This window comes from Bacillus mycoides (assembly GCF_018742245.1).
GTDB classification, from domain to species: domain Bacteria; phylum Bacillota; class Bacilli; order Bacillales; family Bacillaceae_G; genus Bacillus_A; species Bacillus_A cereus_U.
In genome coordinates this window covers 1,710,555-1,736,559 of the sequence record NZ_CP036132.1, presented here as the reverse complement: position 1 = coordinate 1,736,559, position 26,005 = coordinate 1,710,555, and the positions used below count along the sequence as shown (strand labels likewise).

Below are 26,005 nucleotides of genomic sequence, written 5' to 3'. Positions count from 1 at the left end.
ACATTTCTATATTGTAAACAAAAAAGAGGGGATTGTCCCCCTCTTCTTTTAATTTTTCTTTAAAAGAGTTGCTCCTGCAATCCCTGGGTGTGTCATTTCGAATGGATCTAGAATTAACTCTAATTCTGCTTGTGACAATACACCATTTTTTACACATAGTTCTCGAACGGATTGCCCTGTCGCAATTGCTTCTTTCGCAACGCGAGCTGCTGCTTCATAACCGATATGAGGGTTCACGGCTGTAATAATTCCTACACTCTTCTCAACGTACTCTTTTAAGCGATCTTCATTCGCTTCAATTCCTTTTAAGCAATTATCTGTAAAGGCACGGAAACCGTTATTCATAATGCTAATAGATTGAAGTAAGTTGAAAACAAGTACTGGTTCCATAACATTTAATTCTAATTGTCCTGCTTCTGAAGCAAGGCAAATTGTATGGTCGTTACCAATTACTTGGAACGCAATTTGATTAATTACTTCTGGCATAACAGGGTTTACTTTCCCTGGCATAATAGATGAACCTGGTTGACGAGCTGGTAGCATAATTTCCGCTAATCCAACGCGTGGACCTGATGCCATTAGACGAAGGTCGTTCGCAATTTTAGACATGTTCATCATACATACTTTAAGTGCTGCAGATACTTCAGTGTACGCATCCGTATTTTGAGTTGCATCTACTAAATCTTCTGCACCAACAAGTGGTAGTTCGCTAATTGTAGCTAAATGTTTTACAACTGCTTCAATATATTCTGGATCCGCATTTAAGCCTGTACCAACTGCAGTTGCTCCCATATTTACTTCATATAGATGTTGGCGTGATTGCTTGATACGTTTCATATCACGTTCAAGTACGCGAGAGTATGCTTTAAATTCTTGTCCAAGACGAATTGGCACAGCATCTTGTAAATGTGTACGACCCATTTTAATAACATGATCGAACTGTTCTGCTTTTAATTCAAATACATCATGCATATAACCCATCGTTTGTAATAAGCCTTCTAATGCATTTAATGTTGCAATATGAATCGCTGTTGGGAATGCATCGTTTGTTGATTGTGCCATATTTACATGACTGTTCGGACTAATATAATCATAGTCTCCCTTTTCCATTCCTAATAATTCAAGGGCACGATTGGCAATGACTTCATTTGCGTTCATATTCATTGAAGTTCCTGCACCGCCTTGAATTGGATCAACGATGAAATGATCATGCCATTTCCCCTCAAGGATTTCTTGTGATGCTTCTGCGATAGCACCACCCTTTTTCAATTCCAATCTTCCTACATCTGCATTAGCAAGTGCTGCCGCTTTTTTTACAATTGCTAACGCTTTAATTAAACCTTCATGGACTTTGTATCCTGTAATTGGGAAATTCTCTACTGCACGCATTGTTTGTACACCGTAGTACGCATAATTTGGCACTTCTTTTTCACCTAAAAAATCTTTTTCAATTCGCACTCCATTTTTAACTTCAGTTAATGTTGCCATGACTTTTCACTCCTTAACGATTTCTTATGCTGCTTTTGTTTGTTTGACTGTTTCTACATATTGTTTTGCTTTCTCATCATCGAATTCGCCTTCCCACTTCGACATAACAATGGCAGCTAATGCATTTCCTAATACATTGACAGCTGAGCGAATCATATCTAAAATACGGTCAATTCCCGCAATTAATGCGATACCTTCTAGCGGTAAGCCCATTGATCCTAACGTCGCTAATACAACAACGAATGATGCCCCCGGAACTCCCGCCATACCTTTGGATGTTAACATGAGAACGAATAATAACGTTATTTGCTCTGTCAGTGACATGTGTATACCGTACATTTGTGCAACAAACAATGCCGCTAACGCTTGATAAATAGCTGACCCAGTCAAGTTAAATGTATAACCTGTCGGAATTACGAAAGAGGCAACTGCCTTTGGACAACCGAACTCTTCCATCTTTCTCATTATATTAGGTAAAACAGCTTCTGAACTTGCTGTCGTAAATGAAAGAATAAGTTCTTCTTTTAAAATTTTCATTAATGTAAAAATGTTTACTCCAACCATTCGTGCATTAATACCTAATACAATCACAACGAATAGTATAACAGTTACGTATACAGCTAGCACTAGTTTTCCTAAAGGAAGTAGTGTGGACACACCAAATTTTGCAACCGTAACAGCAATTAATGCGAATACACCAAATGGTGCAAATTTCATAACTTGATTTGTAACCCAAAACATCGCTTCGAGTACACCTTCAAAAAAGTTAAAAACAGGCTTTCCTTTTTCTCCAATTGCCGCAACTCCTAAACCGAATAGTACTGAGAAGAATATAATCGGTAATAAGTCACCTTGTGTAATAGACTCAAATATATTTTTCGGTACAATATGAACAATCGTTTCAGCAAAACCTTTCTTCTCTGTAGCATCTGCTGTTTGTTTATAAGAAGAAATATCACTTTGCTGTAAATTATTCATATCAACGCCAGTACCTGGTTGGAATATATTCGCTGCAAGTAATCCCATTAAAATAGCAATCGTCGTAATGATCTCGAAATAAAGAATTGTCTTACCGCCCAGTTTCCCAAGCTTTTTCATATCTCCTACACCAGCTACCGCAACAATTAATGCTGAAATAACAATAGGTACTACAATCATCTTAATTAAGTGAATAAATATATCCCCAACTGGTGTGATATAAGAAATCGCCGTTTTATTGCCATAAAAGATTGCCCCTACTACAATCCCTAAAACAAGTGCGACAAAAATTTGTGTTGCCAATCCGAATTTTTTCATTTATGTTCATCCCCTTTATGCGAACGCTTTCATTTCGTATTTATAAAAGCTTACTCACACATCATATAGGCGAACCTACAAAATCATACAAAAACCTACAAGTTTGTCACAAAAAATTCGAATTTTTTTCTTATAATATTCATTGACACTTTTTATAAAAAAGAAATAAAATAACCTTGATAAAACATCAGATTATTTCGTATAATCTAAAAGATATACGTATTCAAAATAAATGGAGATGAAAAGGAGTGGATGTTATGAAAAATCACGTGAAGAAGTTCATCATATCTATTTCTTTTCTATTTCATTTTCTTACGAAGGAACAAAGGCATTCGCCTTTGTTCCTTTTTTATTGCAATCTATATAGGGGGAATTGTTATGAAGCCATATAAACGTGTGTTAATTAAATTAAGCGGCGGAGCACTTGCCGATCAATCGGGAAATAGCTTTAACTCCAAACGATTAGAACATATTGCAAATGAAATTTTATCGATTGTTGATTTAGGTATCGAGGTCTCCATCGTCATTGGCGGCGGTAACATTTTTAGAGGCCATCTAGCTGAGGAATGGGGAATTGACCGTGTAGAAGCTGATAATATTGGTACTTTAGGTACAATAATTAACAGCTTAATGCTACGCGGCGTTTTAACAAGTAAAACAAATAAAGAAGTACGCGTTATGACATCCATCCCGTTTAATGCAGTAGCCGAACCTTATATTCGCCTCAGAGCAGTACATCATTTAGATAACGGTTATGTTGTCATATTCGGTGGTGGTAACGGGCAACCATTCGTTACCACAGATTATCCAAGTGTACAGAGAGCAATTGAAATGAATAGTGACGCCATTTTAGTCGCAAAACAAGGGGTAGACGGTGTCTTTACAAGTGATCCAAAACATAATAAATCAGCGAAAATGTATAAAAAACTGAACTATAACGATATTGTTAGGCAAAACATACAAGTAATGGACCAAGCGGCTTTATTACTTGCTCGGGACTACAATTTGCCGGCACATGTATTTAACTTTGATGAGCCTGGAGTGATGAAGAAAATATGTTTAGGAGAACATGTGGGAACGTTGATTAATGATGATGTTTCGATGCTTGTGCATGAATAATAATTATTTTCAACACAAAGGGAGCTTTTACAGATCATCTTCTTTAGTGAAGTGCTTTAAGTGACCATAATGTTGATAGAACAAACTTAAACAAAGTGAAACTTTAATCAGTGGAGGTTTTGTCCATCCCCACTGATTATTAGCCTTCTCCAATCGGGCTTTTACGAGCATTTGCCACCTAACTTCTTTACTTTAGCCGAATTTTGAGGTGGGAATCTTACCGCTCGTTAATGCAGGATAAATAGTCCCCTACTTTGTATAACAAGGGGACTTAAGTTTTTATCGTAAACTTATCAGGGCCATTTATAATTTTAGAATTTCTTTATGAGAGCTCTTCTGAATCCCACACTTCAATAAATTCAAAACCTTTTAAATCACTTTGTTCAATAAGAATCTTCAACTCATCCGAAATAAATACAGCCGTAGGATGAATTTTCCCATTTATATAAACCTTAAAAATCACTTCATTTTGAACTATATTAAAATCAAATGCGAACTTTTCACAACCTACTATAAGGCCTGTAATCATTTTTTTAAAGATTGCTTTATCTCCATCAATTGCATCTAGTACATTCAACACGTGGACCAAATAATATACCTCACTAGTTGAATTGCGTAAAAGTGGTAAGAATTCAACATTTTCACCTATTAAAGGTTCAAGTACTCTCTTGGCTTTTTCACTAATCATTGGTGCACCAATTCCTCCCCAAAATTTAGGGAAATCACTATAATTACCTCCTTCTACACACTCTATCAATATATTGCCCCATGAATTTGCTAAATGAGTTATTGAATTTATTTTTCCATCAATATATTTTTTATGGTCCCCCTCAAAATTTAACAACTGGAAAGATTCAAAGTTATCTAACACGCTCTTTAATACCCATATTTTCATGCTTATTCCCCTTAACTATTCTTTTATCTTCTAAAGTAAACTAGAATGTTACGTAACAAAAAATCGTTTACTACTATTTACTTTGTGATTCTAAAATATATCTTGAATATGAATTACCATCCCTTTCTATACTTATTCATAATAAAAAGCTTATACAAGTGCATAAGCTTTTTATTTTTTACTCTCTTAGATATGGATTCCCATTAATAATCTAATTAAATTAGATTTCTTTACGCACCCTCTTCTGAATCCCACACTTCAGTAAATTGAAAACCTTTTAATTCACTCTCTAAAATTACATTTTTGAATTGATCTGATACTAAAAGATAGTTAGGATGTACCTTTCCATTTATATTCAATTTAAAAATTGGTTCGTCCTGGACAACATAAGGAATAAATACAAATTTTTTACATCCTATTATTAAACCTGAACTTAACTTATCAAAGATTGTTTTATTAGTATCAAGTGCTTCCAACACCCTTAAAACATGCATAGCATAGTATTGTTTGTTTGTTTGTTTGTTTGTTTGTTTGTTTGTTTGTTTGTTTGTTTATGAATTAATGGTAAAAATTCAACATTATCTCCTACTATAGATTCTAAAACATTCTTGGATTTTTCACTAATTATTTGTACACCAGACTTTCCTTCATCTGTTACCTCAATAAACTTAGGCGTCCATGAATCTGAAAAACTCACCGTAGAATGAAAACTAGTTTTAAAATATTTTTTATCCTCTTCATAGTTCAATAATTGAAAGGTTTCATAATCATCAGTCGAGCTTTTTAATTGCCAAATTTTCATGCCTTTTTACTCCTTTAGAATTTAACTAGTAAGCATCTAAGATTATTTAAGTTAATTTCCGTCCAATAACTTTTCTCTTATATTAGGCAAGGCAGCAACTGAATCTGCTTAAGTACCCACCAAAGCGTTTAACTCCACTTAACACTCTGTATACTTCTATAACATACTCTGGACTATGCTTACCTATATTTAGCGTTTCAGTAGTCACATAATCGTTCATTTTACATAGGTACTTTTCAGATGAGTGAATACTACATAAATTCCTTATGTTAATTTTCATCCATGTATTAGAGAAGTGTTATTTTTAATGCTTCCTCAAGCATTGTTTTAAAATCATCATACGTGTTCATCACTGTACCAGACGGTTTATCCAGTTCATGATAAGTACCTTCAGATAAATTTTTACAGAACCATGCAATATTTGAATCTCCAAAGAAAAGATACTCTTTTTGAAATTCATTTTCATACCAAATCTCATTCGTTTCTATGAATCCACAAATTTGTTCACCCTTTTCTGTTTCTAGTAAAAAAGAATCAACTCCGTAAAGGACCAATCCATCAAAATCCAAACTATTTACAGTTTTAAGAAACTCCACGTATTCACTTGGTAAATCAACATTTAATTTTTCTTTTGCATGTTCTCTTAATCTCTGAACTTCAGTATCCGTTGCAGGTGTATTCAGCTTATAATTAACACTTTCCAGTATATCTTTGATTTCTAAAATTAGATCTTTCCACATATAAAAACCTCTTTCTAAATTTATTTATTCCCCTTTAGGATAGATGTTGTGTTTTGGGATAGGCCAACTTATGTCTACACTGTCACCTGGTTGTAATCCTTTGGTTAGCGTACGTTGTGTATTAGTTATAACCTTATGATATGGATGATTTTGTATCAAAGTTAAATTTTCAAATGTATTTGTTCCACCATCATCTAAGGGAAGATCATGATGCACTTGCCATCCTATTGGAGGTTTTCCTCTTTTCATTAATTCGATATCTGCATCTGCTATACCAGCATTCTTGAGTTCAATAATCTTATCAGGGTCATTAACTAAGGTTTTAAGAAACTCTTTTCTCACGCTTCTATCAAATTCCCTCCGAAGTTGTGCAGCTTCTTCTCTAGTTCTCTTAGAATAAGTAATATCCTCAACTTTGACATCTTTTAAATGTACATCTTCTCCCTTTACCGTAGGTTGTCACATTAGCTAAATGTCTTTTGTAGTTCATTATCCATTCTTTCAAACTCCTTAGCTGTAGAATGAATATTATCAATCGCTATATATATAAGATGGGGAGGATTTTATGGATGTTCAATTAGAGAATGATCAAATAATGGAATTATTAAATGACTGGTACCAAACCATGTTAAAGCAACAACTGCATAAAGCAAAAGAATTAAAAATGCAAATAGATAGTAAAATGAAAAATGTAGAAGATGATCAAAATTTATCTTTATACTACTCCCTACTAGAATTTCGATACGAAGCTCTTATGGATTGGGTAAGCATTAATCAGAATAGCTTTGATAAAATGAACGCATTCACAACCCCTGCAGATGACTTCTTAGCTTATTATTACCATTTCTTCAAAGGTTTTCATTTTACTTTAACCGCAAATTATACTGACGCATTTGAACACTTTGAAAAAGCAAAAGAACTCCTAAAGTATATCCCAGAGCCAGCGGAACACGCTGAGTTTAATTATAGAATGGGGTATTTTTATTATCAAAGCTACAAACAAGTTTTAGCCTTAGATTATATTAAAGCTGCGAAAGAAGAATTTTCGAAGCATGAAGGTTATGAGGTAAACATAGCATTATGTGATAATTTTATAGGGTTATGTTGTATTGACTTGAAACATTATGAATTAGCTGAAGAAAGTTTAAATAATGCGCTAAACACATTCCAAAAGCATAATCATATAAAATCTATTCTTATGGTAAGACATAACTTAGCTTGGTTGTATTCAAATCAAAATTTATCAAAACTTGCAATCCGACATATATCTGAAATAACAAGAAATCACCCTTCACACTACAAAGCATTTTATTTGGAAGCACTCGAATACTATAAATTAGATAATAATAACTATGCAGCTCAATTAATTGAAAAGGGCCTAAAAGTAAGTGATGAGATAAAAAACAAAGAATTTCAACATCGATTTATGATACTAAAAGCACTAAATGCTAAAGTTCCTGCACTAACTTTAGAAAAATTCATATCTGAAGGAATTACATACTTTGAAAAAGAAAAATTATGGGAATGCGTTAAAGAATACGCTGATATTTTAGCTTTAAAATTTTACGCAGAGAAAAATCACGTTAAAGCAAGTCAATATTTTTATATTAGTAATACAGCTCAACAAAAAGAATCTGAAAAAGGAGCGTTAAAATAATGAAGAAATTTTATCTAGCTGTTATTGGTATGTCACTTATTAGTATCTTAGCACTTGGCGTTAATGATTCATTTAAAAATCAAGCTGTGAATATAGGTGAAGGCGGAGGAGCACCCGCTAGACCAGATTATTTTTTAACTACCAATAATGAATTATAAAACAAAAAAGAACCTTCTGTTTTTTGAAGGTTCTTTCTTACTTCTCTACTTGTTAAATAAACAATACAGCTTCCTATTTACTATATTCACGTGCTTCTTTGCACACACTATATTTTAAATTTCAGGTATTTCAGTTAAGTTATCACAAATAAAAATCAACCAATCCCGCCACTTTCTCCTTACAACGCTCCCAAAAAGATAACTTCTCAAAAAACTCTTTCGTCATTTCTTTCGAATCATGAAAATCTTGTGTTAACGCCTCATTCACTTCCGATACGATAGATCCACCATGAATATACAAATTCATCTCATCATTTATGTAGAAGCTACGAGCAGTTATGTTCGTTGTACCGATAACAGTTAATTCATTATCAATCAGCATTAACTTTCCATGAAACATCCCTTTTTTATAGCCATACACAGTAATCCCGTTTTTAACAGCTTCACGTATATAAGGATATGCTGCCTCTTTAATAAGAGGAATATCCGGTTTATATGACCAAAGTATTTTTACTGTAACACCACGCTTTTGCGCTCCAATTAAAGCATTCATTAATGCTTTATTTTTCGCTATAAAATAAGGCGTTGTAATGACAACCGAATGCTTCGCTTGTTTTATTAACGCTATATATTTTTGAGCAACATAATGCCCGTTATAACTTGTCATAGTATGTAGCGTATTTCCTTTGCTAGCCTTATTCGTACTCCTTTTTATATCTTCTTTCGTATCTCGTTTCCAATCTAAAGCAAACTGCTCTTCTAAATCTTTCGCTCCTTCTCCTCTTATCCGTACATGGTAATCACGCCAATATCCAAATCGTTTATCTTTCCCTAAATATTCATCTCCCATATTAAATCCACCCGTATAACCAATTCCCCCATCAATCGTTGTAATACGGCGATGATTCCGATGATGAAGAGAATAAAATCCGAATGGTAATTCAGGTTTTCTACTATATGTAAAATGTACACCACTTTCCCGCAATTCATTTTTCATCTTTCTTTCAAAAGATAAATCATTAATTAAATCCACCGATAAGTATACGTTTACTCCTTCTTTCGCCTTCTCTTTTAATAAGTTTAAAAAAGTATGGCTACTTTTATCATCCGATAAAATATAAAAATAAGTGTAAATAAATTGCTTCGCTTCTCTTATATCAGTAAATAACTGTTTATAAAACGACTTCCCTTCTACATATAATTGAAAGTCACTATAATGAGGCGCATACTCTGTCGGCATATTTTTCCCAACTTCCATTTTCCTGCCGAGGGTAACATCGATATGCATCCAAATTAAAATAAAAACGAAAATAGCAATAATAATAGAAGTAACTCGCAATATTTTTTTAATCATTTTGATTTCCTTCCGCTCATATTACTTACTATTTCGTAGTGTTTCATTAATTTTTTTTTTCATACGAAATGTCTTTCTTACTTTTTATGAGCTGTTAAAAAGTTAAAGGAGAGAAGCATATGAAAAGAGGAAAAACTCCTATTATTTTTATCCCAGGTCTTTTCGGTTCAATGAGTAATATTATTATTCCTGGTACCGGTAATTGGAACTTTGGGCTTTCTGCGTTTGTTTATGAGCCATTCATCATGATGTTAGAAAGTATGGGATATAAACGAAATCAAAACTTGTTTATCTGTTTTTATGACTGGCGTCAGCGTATTGTTTTTTCTACTCAAAAATACTTATTAAAAACGATTGCTTATGTTAAAGAATTTACAGGTTGCGATAAACTAAATTTAGTTTGTCATAGTTTGGGCGGACTTCTTGCACGTTCTTACGTTCAAAGTGAAGAATATGAAAATGATGTGGAGCAGCTTATTATACTCTGTACACCAAGCGCTGGATCTCCTCCCAATTATAGTTATTGGACTGGAGGTAGTCTCCCTGTCCATGCCTCTTCTAAAATAAATATCGTTCATTCCTATATGGAACAGTACGTACACTACTTAAGTACCTTGTATAAAATGAATCCAGTCGAAGCGATCCACCTTTACTTTCCAGGATTACAAGATGTTATTCCTTGTAAAGATTACGGAAATTATTTATTTATAAGATCCGGCTCTTCTATTACATTTCTTCCTTATAGTAAGATGCAAACGAAAAACCCCTTCCTCGATACATTAAATGAAAATAGATTTGTTATAGAGAAAAGAAATATTGAAACTACACTCATTGCAGGAGATGGAGTGGAAACAATTCAATATTTACAAGTCGTCCCTTCACATTCAAAACTGGAATGGGCAGATGGAAACGTCGTCGGTGATATACTAACAAAACATGGTGATGGTAACGCTGTTGTGCATAGCGTTTTTCTTTTAGTTGGCAATAAATATGTTGTGTGTGCTTCACATAATGAGGTTTTATACAAAAGTTTACCTATATTACAAAGGATACTTTAAATTGCGAGTACAAAAAAAGGTGTGGCATTACGCCACACCTTTTTTCATTAAACAAAATTCCTCGCATCATTATTTCTTCCAAACTTATAAATAGCAATTAAGAAGAATGCTATCGCAAAGGCGAATAAGATTAAAATATTTAAATACAAATCTGCAAACGGAATTCCTTGCTGTAATTTCGTAATCGTGTCCATTAGCCAGCGTTGCGGTAAAAAATTAGCTATTTTTTGTACCGTTTTCGGCATGATATCATATGGGAAATAGCATCCCGCTAATAAACATGTCGGTACAATGACGACATTTTGCATCGCATTTGAAGCAGTTGAATTTTTCGCAAAAGACACAATTACTAAAGACAAACCAATTGCGATTAAAGCAAATATCATGAGTACACCAATCATCACTGTGAAAGGCATATTTATATTTGTATGAAAAACATACTTCATAAATAATACGGCAATTACAATTTGCACTGTTAGTATAATCATATTCACCGCGACATTAGATAATATAAATTTCTTTCCATCTATCGGTGTCGATAATAATCTAAAATACGTTCTGTTCTCTTTTTCTTTTAAAATAATTCCAGATAAATTCGCTGCCGAAAATAGCATAAACATGATAAGATAACCAATCGTTTGATTTGTCATATCCTTATTTTTCGAAGTATCTTCAAGTGTCTCTGCTTTTACTTTAAATGAACCTTTTTGATAACCAGCGTACATACTATCAAACGTACTTTGATCCGCCCCTGCCACTTTACTAATCGCAGTGATATTATCAACATAGTTATATAAATATGATTTTATAAATACTGTTACTTGATCACCTTTAATCGATGAAACTTCAATATGACTCGGTTTCCCTGCTCGAACACTTTCGGAAAAACCAGACTGTAATGTAACAACACCATCAAGTTTTTTTGAAGTGAGTTTATCTTCTACTTCAGATTCCTTAATTTTACTAACATTTACATGATTGAGTCCTTCTAAAAATTTCACTGTATCATTTGCGATAGGCTGATTTTCTTTATTTATAACCCCAATATTTAACGTTCCTTGCCCTACATTCCCATATATTGAAAAAGAAATGAGTGTTCCTATTATCGGCAAACTTACAATAAGTAATAATCCTTTTTTATTTTTTAAAAGCGCAGCTAATGTTTTTCGTATGAGCCATAAAATATCTTTCATATTACAGCCCCTCCCGTCTACGTAATGCGATAATCGCAATTAATAAAAAGATTGCTGAAATTCCAAGATTTAAAGAAATAACCGGCAGTGCTGCTCCTATGTCATTTGCATAAATAATTTTCATAATGGCTGTATTGGCCCACGTTAATGGCGATAAATTCGTAACGACATTTTCTTCCACCACGAAATAAGCACCGCCAAAAATAGAAGCTAATTGCACAACAACCATAATAATTGCTCTAGATGCCTCACCTGTTTTTGTAATATATCCGATTCCTAAACCGAAGCTAATTGCTAGAAAGACTTCTGTTAGTAAAATAATAAATATGATTCCAAGATGGTCGCCCCAATTTGCTTGAAAAACAAATTTACTAAATAAAACGACTAGTAATAGACAAAGTGCATTCGCTACAAGACTTCCGAGCACTTTCCCAATGAAAATTTCAGCTTTACTTATAGGTGCCGCAATGAGACGATCTCCTGTTTTACGTATTCGTTCTCCTCGAATTAAAAAACTCGCCCCCATTGCAGCATACAGTGCTATCATCGTTGTCATTACAACCGCATAGTAATCCATAGAACCTGGTTTTTTAGCAGCTTGTAAAGATGTTTCTTTAATATAATCATTATGATTTCCATTTAAAATAACTGTGCTAACCTTACTTGGATCTACTTTTGCAACTTCTGCCGCTACATTGTACTTATCAACAAATGTCGTAAGCATTCCTTCAACAATACTTCCTTCAATACTACTTCTGTCGCTTCCATAAAATTTCGCACCATCTTTATTCAATTCTACATATGCAGCATATTTATTTTGCTTCACTTCTTCTTTCCCATCTATACCTTCGGAAGCTTTTTTAAAATGGATACCCGATTTATCGACCTCTTTCGTAAATGCTTCAAATGATTGAGAAAACGTGCTTCCCGCTTCATCTTTGTATAGCACTTGTATATCTTTAATCGAATGACTATCGCTATTAAATGCGTTACTTAACGCTGTTCCTAATACAAGCATAAGCACAATCGGAAATGCTAACATAAAAACTAAAGTTCTTACGTCCCTGAAATCTCTTTTAATGTGCATCACTGCAATATTAAAGATGTTCAATTGATGAACCTCCCTTTACCTTTTCTTCATTTACCTTTTATTTATCTCGTAAGTTTCTTCCAGTCAACGTAAGGAATACAGTTTCTAAATTCGGAGCCTGCTCTTCTAACGAGCGAATTTCAATGTCGTGATTAATAAAGTGTTGAATAATTTTATTTAAATTGTTTAATCCTGCATCAGAGTTTACTTTAATTACGTTCTCTTCAATTTGAACAGCTTTCACACCGCTTATCTCTTTTAATTTTTCTACGTCTAAATTTTCTACGGACTTCACTTCGATCCAAATATCTTTCGTGTCAGTAATAATCGCTTTTAACTGTTCTTTCGTTCCTTCTGCAATTACTTTACCGTGATCTACAATTGCTATTTTCGTACAAATCTCTTCTACTTCTTCCATGTAGTGACTTGTATAAATAATCGTACTTCCCATTTCATTTAATTTTCGGACAGACTGAAGAATGTAGTTCCTTGACTGCGGATCAATTCCAACTGTCGGTTCATCCATAATAATTAACTTCGGTCTATGTGCAATTGCACAAGCGATATTCAGCCTTCTTTTCATACCGCCAGAAAAGTTTTTCGGGTAACTTTTATGTTTATCACTAAGCCCCACAAATTGAAGTGCTTCCTCTACTCTCGCTTTTAGTTCAGCACCTCTTAATCCGTACAATCCGGCAAAGAATTTCACATTTTCATAGGCAGTTAACTCTTCATAAATCGCAATATCTTGCGGAACAATACCGATGTTCATCTTCGCAAATCGATTATGTTTCTTTATATTTTTTCCTAATATGCTGATTTCGCCTTCATTACTTCTTAATAACCCAGCAATCATATTTATCGTTGTACTCTTACCAGCACCATTTGACCCTAAAAAGCCAAATATTTCTCCTTCTTTAATAGATAAAGACATATTATCTACCGCGATGAAGTCACCAAATTTTTTCGTTAAATTTTTAATTTCCAATGTATTCATCATTTCACCCCTATTTCGGTTTCTCTGCTGTTATCCCGCTATTTGCGGTCAGTAAGACTCCCACCTCAAAATTCAGCTGGTGCAAAGAAGTTAGGCGGGAGTCGGGCTGCCCGTAAATGCCCGATTGGTTCAACTAACAATCAGCGTGGAAAAACAAAACCCCCACTGATTGAAGTTTCACTTTATTATAAACAAAAAGAATGAACCTGCTCAGTGCAGAAGTTCATTCTTTTCACATGAGAATATTCACTTTTTTCATATGAGATGATTCATCCTCATCATGCCTTACTATATCGGCAACAACATTGTTACTGAAAAACCACTTGTACCATTTACAATAATTTTCCCGTTTACAGACGCTGTTCTCTCCTCCATCCCCATAATGCCGAGGCCTTTTTTAACAAGAGCTGCACCTTTTCCATTATCCTTCACTTGTACTTTGATCATCTTATTAAGTACATGAATATCTATTGAAATGACTGTCGCATCAGCGTATTTCATCGTATTTGTTAGTGCCTCCGTAACATTTTCACCGATAATCTTCCACTGAATTGGAGAGATCATATCTAAGTTACCTTTATATACGAAAGGAATGTTCACATCATGCTTACCGGCAAATTCCTCTATGAATAATTTCATGCGGTGAATGCCAATTTGCTCTGTTGGTGGCTTCATATTTTTTAATGTAATCCGAATGCTTTCAATTCCATCTTTCGAAATATGAATTGCATTTTGTAATAACTCCGCAGATTTTACTTTATCTATTTCCATCAGTCTCTTCGCTGCTTCCATTTGAATAAGTGCACCCGTCATCGAGTGACCAATTTTATCATGAATTTCTTGTGATAACCGATTTCTCTCTTCTAACTTAAATGTGTACTCCGATTGCCTTATGTACTCTTTATTTTCATGTAAGCTTTTCGTCAGTCGCTGCATATCTTTTCGCATCTTATCATTTTGTGATTCAAGCTTTAATACACGAGCGATGTAGCGATCTGCCATAGTTAAAATGAGAAAAGAAAATGCAACAATTAATCCATATGTCATTTGAATACTTTCATTTGTAAAAATAATAGGAAGCATCATAATGAAAAAGAGCTGCCATTTCCTCTCGATATAATTTGATGTAATTTCGTATAAGTTCAACGGTAAAAACAAAATAAAAAACGGATGAACCTTCCATGTAAATAACATAATTACGCCAATTGACACGCAAATTAAAACCCTTTTATACGTATCGTTTTTTAATATAGAGATCATTACGTTTACAGAAAGATATATAAGTAGCGTAAATATAAACCATGGTAAGTTTGCAACATTTGAGTGAATGTAACTAAACACAATATATATAAATACAATTAATTTACTTACAGTTAACCAAAATTCCATAACATTAATCTACTTTCCCTGTTAAGTAATAAATCGCAATTTGCGTGCGATGTTCTAGTCCAGTTTTCCCTAAAACTGATGTAATATAATTTGCAATCGTTCCTTCAGATATGAAAAGTTGCTTCGAAATTTCTTTATTTGAGAAACCTTTCGCAATTAATGCGATAATACTAAGCTCTCTTTCTGTAAAAAGACTCTTATCAATTTTAGATTCTTCCTCTTTACTTTCCATTAAATTAGACTTAATTTTATCAAGCACTACATCTTGCATGACAGTTTGGCCGTTATATACGCCTTTTATTGCATCACGAATACGCTCCGGATCATTATTTTTTAATAAATAACCTTTCGCTCCGTTTTTTACTGCGTCCAAAATATATTCATCATCATCAAATGTCGTTAAAATAAGCGGTTTCGTTTTCGTCTCTTCACAAATTAACTTCGTCGCCTCTACCCCGTTCATGTTTGGCATACGAACATCTAAAAGGGCAATATCAACTTCATGCTTTTTACAATACGCTACAGCCTCTTTTCCATCATTTACAGTATCTAACACTTCGAATTCTTCGTATGTATTTAAAATAATTTTCATGCCTTCTCTAATAAAAGAATTATCATCGGCTATTAATATTTTAATTTTCATGTTTGTTAGTATGGCCCTTCCCCTACTAACATTCACATCCTTTCTCTGTGTAACATTTCCTTCTTGCTCATTATATACTTCTCTTTACCATTTTTTCACACCTTTTTCATATAGCCCTCCTGCAAAAAATATATTATTCTTTTTTTACAACATGTGTAGGGTGACTTATCGTTTCTTACGTCTATATAATAGAATGCGTCAAAAAGGAGGGAGAAAGCGATTGAGGAAAAACAATTAATTGAAAAAGCACAACAAGGAAGTGAACATGCTTTTCGTATCCTTGTACAAACATATCGTCATTATATTTTCCAAGTTATCTTTTCTATTTTAAGACATGAAGAAGATGCTAAAGATGTTACACAAGAAGTATTCGTAAAAATTCACACCTCTCTCCCTAATTATCAATTTCGCGGATTAAAAACGTGGATGGCACGTATTGCTACCAATCACGCTATTGATTATAAGAGGAAAAAAGCTAGAGAAAACGAAGAACTCTCCTTATGTAAAGAAACTGAAGAAAATATAAAATCCTCTCATAATATTGAGGCTTTATTATTGACGAAAGAGCAAAAATTACTCATTGCTCAAAAGCTAAGAGAACTACCCGAAAATTACCGTGACGTCGTTCTCGCACATTATTTAGAGGAAAAAAGTTATCAAGAAATTGCTTTTCAGGAAAATATCGAAGTGAAAACAGTCGAAATGAAACTGTATCGGGCAAGAAAATGGATTAAAAAACATTGGAAGGAGGAAGAGTTTCTATGATGCATTATTCAAAAGAAGATTGGCGCAATTATACTTTAGATTTTATAGCAAGCAATGAACGTGAATCTATGGAAGAACACCTTTATGAATGTGATCATTGTTTAGCACTTTATATGGAAAGTATTGATGAACAACATGAAAACCTTCCAATGATAAATGATGATTCATTTACGAACGAAGTTATGACGCAAATTAATTTTGAAACACTACAATCTAATGAAAATATAAAAACAAACTCACTAAAGCGCACGATTATTCACTACATAATTGCAACTGCGGCTACAATCATTTTTATGGTAAGTGGTTTATTCCAATATATTTTCACAGCGACATCTAATTTCGAAAAATCTTCGAAACATAATGAGACTTCTATCTCACAGCAACTTGTAAACAAAGCAGTAGACACATCGAAAAAGGACGGAGGTTTAAAGCATGAATAAAAACCCCTTTTTAGCACTTGTATTAGGGCTAATCCCTGGGCTTGGACATCTATATTTAAAAAAGATAGGACGGTTTATTTTATATAGCGGAGGGGCTTTATTTCTATTTACCTTTGCAGCATTTTGTACAATAGCATTAGGAGCGCGTGACATTGCTTTTCTTTCTCTATTTTTACTAGTCGTGTTATGGGTGATCAATTTATTAGATTTAGTTATCACTATTATTAATCAATCAAAAAAACAATCAACTGGACAATTTACAGAGTCCTCTAAAGAGAGCGAACGATTTTATATCATTCTCTTATCAATCATTCCTGGACTTGGACATTTCCAATTAGGACTTATGCAGCGAGGCCTTACATTTTTAGTAGCTTGTACAGGGATAGGAAGCATGATTATATTCGTTGCACTCTTAACATCTCAAGGAAGTTTTCTTATCTTTCTCGTTACGTTACCTGTTTTATGGATTTATAATTTTTTCGATGTTGTTCAACAACTCCAAAAGAAAGAACGTGGTGAGCAACTAGTTGATCGTACTATTTTTGAAGAATTTGAAGAGCACCGTGAACAAGGAAAGAAAAGTAAAACATTCGCTTCTATTTTAGCAATGTTCCCTGGAGCAGGACATATGTATTTAGGCTTACAACGCCGCGGTCTTCAGCTTATGGCAGCCTTTTTACTATCTATTTATTTACTTGATTTATTAAGACTTTCTGCGTTTTTATTTTTAGTACCAATCATTTGGTTTTATAGCTTTTTTGATACGTTACAACAAACTGCAAAATACGGAAAAGAACGCGTAAATGACGAACCTATCATCGATTATTTCATAAATCATCAAAGATGGATCGGCATTGGGTTAATTACACTCGGTGGTTATTATTTATTAGATCAAACACTCCTCCCTATTTTAGACAGGTATGTTTCTACTATATTTAATATTCATCTTACAGAGTTATATTATCGCTATTTCCAAACATCTATCGTTGCCCTCCTTTTAATTGGCGGCGGCTTTAAATTGTTACTTGGAAATAAAGAAAGAAAAGGTGGTACAAAAGGATGAGAACATGGCGTGTTGGAACCATCTCAATGGGGATTTCCATTATTTTATTAGGTTGCTTTTTACTATTTTCAGTCGTAAAAGGAGTTCAAGCATTAGATACATTAACAGCCTGGTGGCCTGTTTTACTTATCATACTTGGCGCTGAAATTTTACTATACCTTCTATTTTCTAAGAAGGAACATTCATTTATTAAATATGATATTTTTAGTATTTTCTTTATCGGAGTTTTAGGAAGCGTTGGAATTGCTTTTTACTGTTTATTATCAACTGGATTACTAGAAGAAGTTCGTCATTCTATTAACACAACTAGGCAAACGAGTAATATTCCGGATGGACAACTTGATATACCTGAATCTATCAAAAAAATCGTAGTGGATGCGGGGCATCACCCTCTAACGATAGAGGGAAATAATACAAATCAAATTCATCTTCTTGGGACATATGAAATGACGACGAAAGCAAATGAAAAACTCAATTTAAAACGAGAGGATTTCCTTTCAGTTCAAACAGCTGGAGAAACGATGTATATAACTTTAAAATCATTACCTGTTCAGCATACGTTATTTAACTCAGCACCACAGGTGAAACAAACACTCGTTCTTCCGCAAAATAAAAATGTAGAGATTCGCGCTTCAAATAACGAACTATCACTTTATCCAGGTCAATTACAAAATAATTGGTTTGTACAAGAAAGTTCAAATGTATCTGTTCATTTAGCAAAAGAAAGTGATGTATCTTTAATCGCCATAACAAACAAAAAAGAAACTCACGGAAACACACCTTGGGAACAAGTAGAAGATTTAACGAAAAAAGAAAATAATTCTTCAGAAGAAAATCCAGAGTTAAATGCGCAAGAACATTGGTATAAAAACTCGATAAAAACAGGAAATGGGACGTACAAATTAAATATCGAGAAAGCTTATAATATAAATATGAGTATTATCGAAAAATAAGAAACCTTCCACAATTGTGGAAGGTTTCTCTCATATAATCGCTTTTATTCCTTCTAAAACTAATCCAATCATAAAGCCACAAACAGCCCCGTTCACACGAATCCACTGCAAATCTTTCCCGACATTATTTTCAATCATTTCGATTAATGTTTTATCATCTAACTTATCAAGGTTTTCTTGCACAAGCTTTCCAATTTTCGAATGATTTTTTTCAACAATAGTAACAACTTGTTTTTGTAACCAATCTTCTATTTTTTGAACAGTCAGTTCATCTTCTTTTATTTTATTCATTTGTGTTTGTAAGAATGGAACAACATATTTATCGGCAAATTCTTCATTCTTCACAAAGGTAACTGCCCTTTGTTGTACTTGCTCAAGCATCTCTTTTATTTTGTCAGTAGCATCCCAATTGGTAATCCATTTTTCTTTCCAATTCTCTAATTCCTGTAATAAAGATTCATTTTCTTTTACATTTATAATTTCTTGACGAATCTTCGCTAATATAAGTTGTCTTGTGCTATTATCAGCATCTTGCAAGCTGTTAATATTGCTAATAATAAACTTTTGCAAAATGCCTCCAATTTTATCTTCATCTACAATATTCATAAATGATTTCAAAGTAAACTGTAAAAATCCATCTACTTTTATGTTTTCCATCGCCTTCATACCTAAGCTTCCTAGCTGATAACGTGCTTCATCTTGAGCTGTCCAATCTTTCACTTTTACTAATATGTAATCAAGTGTTTTTTCATCATATTCTTGCACAACTAATTGATCCACGAGAACTTGTAATATGTTGCTTGTGTTAATTGTATGCAAATACGTTTTTAATTCTTTTTCAATAATAACTGCTAATTTTTCCGTATCTATTTGAAGAATCGCTTTCTCAGCAATTGTTACAATTCCTTTTTTCACAGCGTCAGACTGTAACTCTTTTTCAGCAATTTCCAGTACCATTTGTGCTAGCTGCATTTCTTTTACTTTACTTGTAATACTTTCTTTCGTCAGCCATTCATTTTCTAACGTAGAAACGAGCCCCTTTGTTACCCGCTTACGATTTTTAGGTAATAATGCTGTATGCGGAATTGGGATTCCCAACGGATGACGGAATAAAGCTGTAACCGCAAACCAATCCGCAAGTCCACCAACTAACCCCGCTTCAAATCCCCCTTGAATAATCTCCCCAGCTACCGTTCCTTGAAAAGGGATCGAAGCCGCAAAACCTACGCCCATAACCCCAAGCGAAATACTCGCTATATATTTTGTCTGTAATGACATCGTATACACACATCCTCTTATTATGTAAAATAACGCTTTTTTATTATATTTAATCGATATGAATAATCCTTTATAACTATACTATAAAGAACTAATGTGAAAATAACAAAGATTTTTATGTACATGAAAAAATGAGGCTTTAAATCGCCTCATTCTTCCTTACTCTGCTTTCGTTAATTCCGAACCTTTTTTATAATAACCACTCATCACGTCTTCTGGAACCATACTACCGCCAGTTCCCCACACAATATGAGTACCATTCTTCACCTTTTCTGTTAACCTATATTTTTGTAAATACTCATTTTCAGCTTTACATACATTCAATGGCCCTACCATACCTGCTAACGCAGAAGGCTCTAAATAAACATTTTCAGTATCAGCCAGTTCTTTTAATAATCTATATAACTCTTCATCACTTACTGTGTAATTTCCACTCAAAAATGGTTCCATCGTTTTACCGACAAATCCGGAGGGCCTTCCTACCGCAAGTCCATCCGCATCTGTTACATTATCAATCCCGATATCTTGAACGGCAATTTTATCATGAAGTCCAGTCATTAAGCCGAGTAGCATACACGGAGAGTGCGTAGGCTCAGCAAAAAAACAATGCACATTGTCTTTATACAATAACTTTAAGCCGAATGCTACTCCGCCAGGTCCCCCGCCCACTCCGCACGGAAGATAAACGAATAAAGGGTGTTCTTCATCTACTGCAATCTCTAACTCTTCTAATTGTTTTTGTAAACGCGACGCTGCTACTGCGTATCCTAAAAATAAATCATGTGAGTTTTCATCATCAACAAAATAGCAGCTAGGATCTGCATCTGCTTGCAGTCTTCCTTCTTCTACTGCTTTACTATAATCCGCTTCATATTCAATAACATTTACACCTTTACTTCTTAATAAATCTTTTTTCCATTGTTTCGCATCTGCTGACATATGAACAGTTACATTAAATCCTAGCTTTGCACTCATAATCCCAATGCTCAGTCCTAAGTTTCCTGTCGAACCTACTGCAATTGAATACTTCGCGAAAAAACCTCTAAATCTATCACTATCTAAAATTGAATAATCATCTTTCTCTGTTAACATTCCATGCTGCCATGCTAATTGCTCTGCATGTTTCAACACTTCGTATATTCCGCCTCTTGCCTTTATTGATCCTGATATCGGAAGATGACTATCACACTTTAATAATAATTCTCCCCATATAGGTTGCTCGTAATTTTTCTCTAAAGATTGTTTCATAGAAGGTATTTTTACTAAAGGAGATTCTATAATTCCGCTCGTTTCTTTCGTTTCAGGAAAAACTTTCGCAATATATGGTGCGAAGCGCTTTAATCTCTCTTCCGCATCTTTTACATTTTCTTCATTAAGCGGCGAACCTTTTATTGCCGTTTCATACTTTTCTGTATTCGGATTCATCCAAAATACTTCTTCCGTTGCAATAAGGTTGTTTAATAGTGGGTATCGCTCTTTTAATGCCTCTATCCCCTTCATTTCTCTTCCTCCTCATATTCTTGTAGCTAGCCATATAATAAATTATAATTAAATTAATTTTAATATAGTTTAACATAAAATTCAGTTTCAGTTAATTTTAATTTAATTTATTTAAATATAATTTAATAATTATTAAGGAGCATTTATTATGGAAAATATAGATATCGGTAAAAAAATTGAAAAACAAAGAAAAGAAAAAGGATTAACTAGTAAAGAACTAGCAAAGATGGCCGAAATCACACCATCAATGCTTAGTCAAATTGAACATGGTTCTGCTAACCCTTCCATTCAAACATTAAAGGTACTCGCAAAAGCTCTTGATGTTCCAACATTTAGTTTTTTACTTGAAGAAACTAATACAGACGATTTAATCGTACGTTCTAATAAAAGAAAAAAAATGATTATCGATAATTTATCATATGAATTGTTATCACCTGATTTCACAGGAAATTTAGCAACAGCAATTATGACTATCCCACCGAATACTGCTTCATCAGAAAATGTTCTAGAACATAAAGGAGAAGAATTAGCATTTGTATTAGATGGGAAAATCACATTGCACTTAAATGAAGAAGAATACACATTAGAAACTGGTGATAGCGTAAAAATACCAGCTTATTTAAAACATAAATGGGTAAATCAATTCGAGAAAAATGCGATTGTTTTATTCTCTGTTACTCCGCCGATTTTTTAATTCATGTGATGATAAAAAAATAGCCATGCATGGATGCTCTCCGTACATGGCTATTTTTATTTTTTTGGTACTAATAAAATCCCTAAACTAATAACAAAAAAACTGAGTATTTGCTGTATTGAAAGACCAAATAGAACTGAATTTTGTTCACTAATAAGCGAAATAATGATATGAGCAATTCCCTCGCAAATTAGAAAAAAGCTTATATTCTTTCCATTCCCTACTCTTTCATTTTTAATCCATAACGAGCCAATTATACCGAGTGCGAGTATAATCTCATACATGAAAATAGGATGATACAAAAATTTTGATTCATATATTTTCATCCCCCATGGGAGTGTCGTTTGTATACCTACTTCTTGATGGAATAGAAAATAAAAGATAATACTCACACACAATCCGAAGGGCAATGTATCAAGTAAAATTCGAAGAGAAAATTGCTCTTTTTTACTTTTCCAAACAATGTATATACTAGCCATAATAAAACCTACTATAATATGTTGAATACTTCCTACAGCTAATAATGCTTGCACCGGCGCCCCAATGGCCCATACTGGATTTAAAATTGCCGGTGCGAATTTCCATACTAATACAATGATGAGAAGACCATTCGTTACTGCATCCATCATTTTTTCATATTGAATATTTTGCTTTTTCATCCTTAGTTTCATCAGAGTAAATCCAAATAGACTTCCTATTATAAGAGAAACGGGTTGTAACCTCACCATCCACTCCATCACTATGAAATCCCCTCTTAATTCTCAATTATTTTCTTAAACTTCTCTTCTAATTGATCTGGAGGTAATACACCTCGTGCCTGATCTACAATAATTCCATCTTTATTAACAAAAAATGTCGTTGGTAAAGAGAATACTTTATAATCTAATCCAGCTACTCCGTCCATATCTAATAGAACTGGAAATTTAAATCCGTGGCGATCTGCGAATGCGCTCGCTTCTTGTACTGGATCCCCGATTGTTGCATTTACCGCAAAGATTTCAACATCCTTTTTATACTTATCATACAAACGAACTAAGTCAGGAGCCTCCATTTCACATGGGCCACACCACGATGCCCAAAAATTAATAACATATGGTTTTCCCTTTGCATCATTTAACGAATACAGCTTCCCGTCCAATCCTTTTAATGTTATGTTTGGTGCTTTAAATCCCACTTGTGGCAATACTTCTTTTTCTTGTAACTCCGCTTGTTTCGCTTTTCTTTCTTTTTCTTCTTTCTTTGTATTATAAAAATTAACCCCTGCCCAAATTAGTGCCCCGGCCAGTATAATAGCAATTAGTTTCTTCACTTTTCTTCCTCCTCATTTCTAAAATCCTGTAAATCCACCAAATATACGAATAAAGAATGCTGTAATTTTCGTCATTTGATTTGTATATAATAAAACCCCTGTTAGTATCATCATTCCACCGCCAATTTTCATCATGACATTGGCATATGTAACAATCCATTTTACCTTTCCGATAAAAAATGCCATCACGAAAAACGGAACTGCAAATCCAAGGGTGTACGCTGTAATATACAGAAGCGCACTTTCAGGATTGGTCGCACCGAGCATAAGTACCGCAGAAAATATTGGCCCAACACACGGTGTCCATCCTGCTGCATATGTCATACCCACCAAAATCGAGCGAATATATCCTGTCGATTTACTTCTATATTGTACTTTTTTCTCTGCCATAAGCCACTTAGGCTGAATCACTCCAGTCATAAATAGCCCCATCAAAATAATAAATATTCCACCAATTTGCTGAATCAGCTTTTGATTAGATGAAAAAGTGATCCCAATCCAGCTTACTGATAAACCTAATGCATAAAAAATAACCGAGAAACCGATCATAAAAAATACTGTATGTATAATCGCTGACTTTTGCATAATTCCACGATTTTCTTTTAAATCTTGAATAGAAACACCTGTAATATATGATAAATAAGATGGATATAGCGGTAAAGAACATGGTGATATAAATGAAAGCACCCCAGCCCCTACTACTAGCCAAATTGTTAAATCCGCCGCATTCATTTTATTCCCCCTAAATACACTACGAAACGTAGTGTTAACTGTTAAAAAAAAGAGGCTATATGCACTCTCCGACAATAAGTACAATCGACATACAAAATAGCCCTAACGTTACATATACTGAATTCGTATGTAATGGTATATTCAACTTAATAACTTTCTCATTCAACACTTGCTCAATTCGTAAATTAATTGCAGTTTTCGCAAACGAAGCTGTAATACATTGATTTTCCATCGTCTTTATTTTAATTAACTTTAATAATGCACTACCTAGCTCAAATGAAGATTTCATTTTTTGCATCGCATATTTATCAGCTGATAGCTCCTGATAGACATGATAACGCTGCAGCATTCCTTTTAATATAGGAATGTACATCATTCCTTCAGCTAACAATGTAAAGAAAAATAACTTTAATGGATCTCGATTTTTTTGATGATATTCCTCATGTAATACAATCGCATCAATTTCTTCCTCTGAAAACGCCTGAAACATTCCTTCTGAAATAACAATTTTCGGTCGAAATAACCCAATTGTAAATGCCGTAATCTGTAACGTTGATAATACGTACACTTGCTTTCCTTTTCTAGTAATAGACACGAGACTTTTTTTCAATTTTTTACTATAAAAAAACTGCTTCCAAATTCTTTTACTTATAATGATTACAGTAAATAACAGTAATCCGGCTATCATTATACGAAGTATTGATAGTTCCCTCATATGCTTTTGTAATTCAAATAAACAAAATTGTGAAAGGAAAAATGCTTTATTTTGAAAAAGAAATGGGTATGTAACGTAGTACATTAACATACTAAAAAAAAGAACACTAGTAGTCACTGCTAACAAAACGATTTTACGCATTTGCCACTTCATTTTATCTGTCCTCTTTTTTTAGCTGACTTAATTTCTCTTCTAATTTTTTTATTAAAGATGGATCAGCTTGTTCTAATTCATCTATCATATGGTTCACAACAAGATTTCCAAATTCACCCATTAATTCTTGTGTCATTTTCTTCGTTTGATTAGATAAAAATTCTTCTTTCGTTTGTGTAGTACGATACATACCACTTCTTTTCACGATATGCTTTTCTAAATGTGCTTTCTCTACTAATCTGTTCATAACTGTCATTACAGTATTAAAATTCACCGGGGATTCTTCACTTAATTTCTGTTGCACATCTTTAATGGTAATACCCTCAGTAGCCCAAACAATTTCCATTATTTTCGCTTCAAGCGGTCCGAAAAAGTGATTTAACCCTTGCTCATTTAACTTGTAGTTTTGAGTAAACATCGTATGGCCCCTTTCACACTACAGATTGTAGTATAAAATATATAGAAGGTCAAACATGAATGATATTAACTGATACTTAAATGGATCCTAATCTCCACTAATTAGT

Annotated in this window: 27 protein-coding genes and 3 pseudogenes; 9 read left to right on the top strand and 21 right to left on the bottom strand. The window is 33.7% G+C overall.

Annotated features, from left to right (window positions below):
- Positions 1 to 48: 48 nt before the first annotated feature.
- Together aspA and EXW56_RS08880 are read right to left on the bottom strand one after the other, a co-directional pair.
- The gene (aspA, locus tag EXW56_RS08885; protein ID WP_002200956.1) at positions 49 to 1,488 is read right to left on the bottom strand and encodes an aspartate ammonia-lyase; all 1,440 of its coding nucleotides are present in this window, start codon (positions 1,486 to 1,488) and stop codon (positions 49 to 51) included.
- Between the two features lie 24 nt (positions 1,489 to 1,512).
- The gene (locus tag EXW56_RS08880) at positions 1,513 to 2,784 is read right to left on the bottom strand and encodes a cation:dicarboxylate symporter family transporter (RefSeq protein WP_002158405.1); all 1,272 of its coding nucleotides are present in this window, start codon (positions 2,782 to 2,784) and stop codon (positions 1,513 to 1,515) included.
- A gap of 378 nt (positions 2,785 to 3,162) precedes the next feature.
- Here EXW56_RS08880 and pyrH point away from each other — a divergent pair, with 378 nt between their 5' ends.
- On the top strand, positions 3,163 to 3,903 hold the full coding sequence (gene pyrH / locus EXW56_RS08875) for a UMP kinase (protein WP_002200957.1): 741 nt from the start codon (positions 3,163 to 3,165) through the stop codon (positions 3,901 to 3,903).
- A gap of 322 nt (positions 3,904 to 4,225) precedes the next feature.
- Here the strand turns inward: pyrH and EXW56_RS08870 are convergent, their stop codons facing one another.
- The 6 genes and pseudogenes from EXW56_RS08870 to EXW56_RS08850 all read right to left on the bottom strand — a co-directional run.
- Positions 4,226 to 4,798: an imm11 family protein gene (locus EXW56_RS08870; protein WP_002200958.1), complete on the bottom strand. Its 573-nt coding sequence runs from the start codon at positions 4,796 to 4,798 to the stop codon at positions 4,226 to 4,228.
- Positions 4,799 to 5,028: 230 nt separating this feature from the next.
- Positions 5,029 to 5,600: pseudogene (locus EXW56_RS08865) on the bottom strand (imm11 family protein).
- Between the two features lie 51 nt (positions 5,601 to 5,651).
- Positions 5,652 to 5,823: pseudogene (locus tag EXW56_RS28065) on the bottom strand (cytoplasmic protein); the annotation flags it as partial.
- Positions 5,824 to 5,887: 64 nt separating this feature from the next.
- Entirely contained in the window at positions 5,888 to 6,340 is a 453-nt protein-coding gene (locus EXW56_RS08860) for a YrhA family protein (protein ID WP_002200960.1), read from the bottom strand.
- A 24-nt stretch (positions 6,341 to 6,364) separates the two neighbouring features.
- Positions 6,365 to 6,682 (bottom strand): HNH endonuclease signature motif containing protein, encoded by a 318-nt coding sequence (locus tag EXW56_RS08855; protein WP_002200961.1) that lies wholly within the window; start codon positions 6,680 to 6,682, stop codon positions 6,365 to 6,367.
- Between the two features lie 122 nt (positions 6,683 to 6,804).
- Positions 6,805 to 6,879, bottom strand: a pseudogene (locus tag EXW56_RS08850) (TIGR04197 family type VII secretion effector); the annotation flags it as partial.
- Positions 6,880 to 6,905: 26 nt separating this feature from the next.
- Here EXW56_RS08850 and EXW56_RS08845 point away from each other — a divergent pair.
- Together EXW56_RS08845 and EXW56_RS08840 are read left to right on the top strand one after the other, a co-directional pair.
- On the top strand, positions 6,906 to 7,997 hold the full coding sequence (locus EXW56_RS08845; RefSeq protein WP_002200963.1) for a response regulator aspartate phosphatase: 1,092 nt from the start codon (positions 6,906 to 6,908) through the stop codon (positions 7,995 to 7,997).
- On the top strand, positions 7,997 to 8,155 hold the full coding sequence (locus tag EXW56_RS08840; RefSeq protein WP_002200964.1) for a Phr family secreted Rap phosphatase inhibitor: 159 nt from the start codon (positions 7,997 to 7,999) through the stop codon (positions 8,153 to 8,155). Before EXW56_RS08845 ends, EXW56_RS08840 begins: the two co-directional genes overlap by 1 nt.
- A 142-nt stretch (positions 8,156 to 8,297) precedes the next feature.
- On the opposite strand, the gene cls is transcribed toward EXW56_RS08840, so the two are convergent.
- Positions 8,298 to 9,509 carry a cardiolipin synthase gene (gene cls / locus EXW56_RS08835; protein WP_002200965.1) on the bottom strand — a complete coding sequence of 404 codons (1,212 nt, stop codon included), beginning with the start codon at positions 9,507 to 9,509 and terminating at the stop codon, positions 8,298 to 8,300.
- 119 nt (positions 9,510 to 9,628) lie between these two features.
- Here cls and EXW56_RS08830 point away from each other — a divergent pair, with 119 nt between their 5' ends.
- A complete protein-coding gene (locus tag EXW56_RS08830) occupies positions 9,629 to 10,567 on the top strand; it encodes an esterase/lipase family protein (RefSeq protein WP_002200966.1) in 939 nt (312 codons plus the stop codon).
- Between the two features lie 47 nt (positions 10,568 to 10,614).
- Here EXW56_RS08830 and EXW56_RS08825 read toward each other — a convergent pair whose 3' ends face one another.
- The 5 genes from EXW56_RS08825 to EXW56_RS08805 form a co-directional block, all read right to left on the bottom strand.
- Positions 10,615 to 11,760 carry an ABC transporter permease gene (locus EXW56_RS08825; protein ID WP_215597370.1) on the bottom strand — a complete coding sequence of 382 codons (1,146 nt, stop codon included), beginning with the start codon at positions 11,758 to 11,760 and terminating at the stop codon, positions 10,615 to 10,617.
- A 1-nt stretch (position 11,761) separates the two neighbouring features.
- Positions 11,762 to 12,871: an ABC transporter permease gene (locus EXW56_RS08820; RefSeq protein WP_002200968.1), complete on the bottom strand. Its 1,110-nt coding sequence runs from the start codon at positions 12,869 to 12,871 to the stop codon at positions 11,762 to 11,764.
- Positions 12,872 to 12,908: 37 nt separating this feature from the next.
- The gene (locus EXW56_RS08815) at positions 12,909 to 13,847 is read right to left on the bottom strand and encodes an ABC transporter ATP-binding protein (protein ID WP_002200969.1); all 939 of its coding nucleotides are present in this window, start codon (positions 13,845 to 13,847) and stop codon (positions 12,909 to 12,911) included.
- 288 nt (positions 13,848 to 14,135) lie between these two features.
- Positions 14,136 to 15,236 (bottom strand): sensor histidine kinase, encoded by a 1,101-nt coding sequence (locus EXW56_RS08810; RefSeq protein ID WP_215558278.1) that lies wholly within the window; start codon positions 15,234 to 15,236, stop codon positions 14,136 to 14,138.
- 4 nt (positions 15,237 to 15,240) lie between these two features.
- Positions 15,241 to 15,879, bottom strand: a complete 639-nt coding sequence (locus tag EXW56_RS08805) for a response regulator transcription factor (RefSeq protein WP_002064723.1) — start codon at positions 15,877 to 15,879, stop codon at positions 15,241 to 15,243.
- 219 nt (positions 15,880 to 16,098) lie between these two features.
- On the opposite strand from EXW56_RS08805, the gene EXW56_RS08800 reads away from it, so the two are divergent.
- From EXW56_RS08800 to exsE, 4 genes are read left to right on the top strand one after another with little or no spacing between them, the layout of a single operon-like run.
- The gene (locus EXW56_RS08800) at positions 16,099 to 16,644 is read left to right on the top strand and encodes an RNA polymerase sigma factor (protein ID WP_353050854.1); all 546 of its coding nucleotides are present in this window, start codon (positions 16,099 to 16,101) and stop codon (positions 16,642 to 16,644) included.
- Complete coding sequence (locus tag EXW56_RS08795) at positions 16,641 to 17,084, top strand: hypothetical protein (RefSeq protein WP_000972336.1); 444 nt, start codon at positions 16,641 to 16,643, stop codon at positions 17,082 to 17,084. Before EXW56_RS08800 ends, EXW56_RS08795 begins: the two co-directional genes overlap by 4 nt.
- Positions 17,077 to 18,147 carry a hypothetical protein gene (locus EXW56_RS08790; RefSeq protein ID WP_002202472.1) on the top strand — a complete coding sequence of 357 codons (1,071 nt, stop codon included), beginning with the start codon at positions 17,077 to 17,079 and terminating at the stop codon, positions 18,145 to 18,147. The genes EXW56_RS08795 and EXW56_RS08790 overlap by 8 nt, the downstream gene beginning before the upstream one ends.
- On the top strand, positions 18,144 to 19,100 hold the full coding sequence (exsE, locus tag EXW56_RS08785; protein WP_002200972.1) for an exosporium protein ExsE: 957 nt from the start codon (positions 18,144 to 18,146) through the stop codon (positions 19,098 to 19,100). The genes EXW56_RS08790 and exsE overlap by 4 nt, the downstream gene beginning before the upstream one ends.
- A gap of 30 nt (positions 19,101 to 19,130) precedes the next feature.
- Here exsE and EXW56_RS08780 read toward each other — a convergent pair whose 3' ends face one another.
- Both EXW56_RS08780 and EXW56_RS08775 read right to left on the bottom strand, forming a co-directional pair.
- Positions 19,131 to 20,378 carry a DUF445 domain-containing protein gene (locus EXW56_RS08780; protein ID WP_215558276.1) on the bottom strand — a complete coding sequence of 416 codons (1,248 nt, stop codon included), beginning with the start codon at positions 20,376 to 20,378 and terminating at the stop codon, positions 19,131 to 19,133.
- 159 nt (positions 20,379 to 20,537) lie between these two features.
- A complete protein-coding gene (locus EXW56_RS08775; RefSeq protein ID WP_002200974.1) occupies positions 20,538 to 21,878 on the bottom strand; it encodes a D-serine ammonia-lyase in 1,341 nt (446 codons plus the stop codon).
- 148 nt (positions 21,879 to 22,026) lie between these two features.
- Here EXW56_RS08775 and EXW56_RS08770 point away from each other — a divergent pair, with 148 nt between their 5' ends.
- A complete protein-coding gene (locus EXW56_RS08770) occupies positions 22,027 to 22,572 on the top strand; it encodes a helix-turn-helix domain-containing protein (RefSeq protein WP_002158420.1) in 546 nt (181 codons plus the stop codon).
- A 56-nt stretch (positions 22,573 to 22,628) separates the two neighbouring features.
- Here EXW56_RS08770 and EXW56_RS08765 read toward each other — a convergent pair whose 3' ends face one another.
- The 5 genes from EXW56_RS08765 to EXW56_RS08745 are packed head-to-tail and all read right to left on the bottom strand — an operon-like array spanning position 22,629 to position 25,899.
- Entirely contained in the window at positions 22,629 to 23,312 is a 684-nt protein-coding gene (locus EXW56_RS08765) for a prolipoprotein diacylglyceryl transferase family protein (protein ID WP_141558660.1), read from the bottom strand.
- Between the two features lie 14 nt (positions 23,313 to 23,326).
- A complete protein-coding gene (locus EXW56_RS08760) occupies positions 23,327 to 23,881 on the bottom strand; it encodes a TlpA family protein disulfide reductase (protein ID WP_002200976.1) in 555 nt (184 codons plus the stop codon).
- 18 nt (positions 23,882 to 23,899) lie between these two features.
- Complete coding sequence (gene ccdA / locus EXW56_RS08755) at positions 23,900 to 24,613, bottom strand: cytochrome c-type biogenesis protein CcdA (protein ID WP_098988075.1); 714 nt, start codon at positions 24,611 to 24,613, stop codon at positions 23,900 to 23,902.
- Positions 24,614 to 24,668: 55 nt separating this feature from the next.
- On the bottom strand, positions 24,669 to 25,481 hold the full coding sequence (locus EXW56_RS08750) for a M56 family metallopeptidase (RefSeq protein ID WP_098988074.1): 813 nt from the start codon (positions 25,479 to 25,481) through the stop codon (positions 24,669 to 24,671).
- Between the two features lies 1 nt (position 25,482).
- Complete coding sequence (locus tag EXW56_RS08745) at positions 25,483 to 25,899, bottom strand: BlaI/MecI/CopY family transcriptional regulator (protein ID WP_002200979.1); 417 nt, start codon at positions 25,897 to 25,899, stop codon at positions 25,483 to 25,485.
- Positions 25,900 to 26,005: the final 106 nt, after the last annotated feature.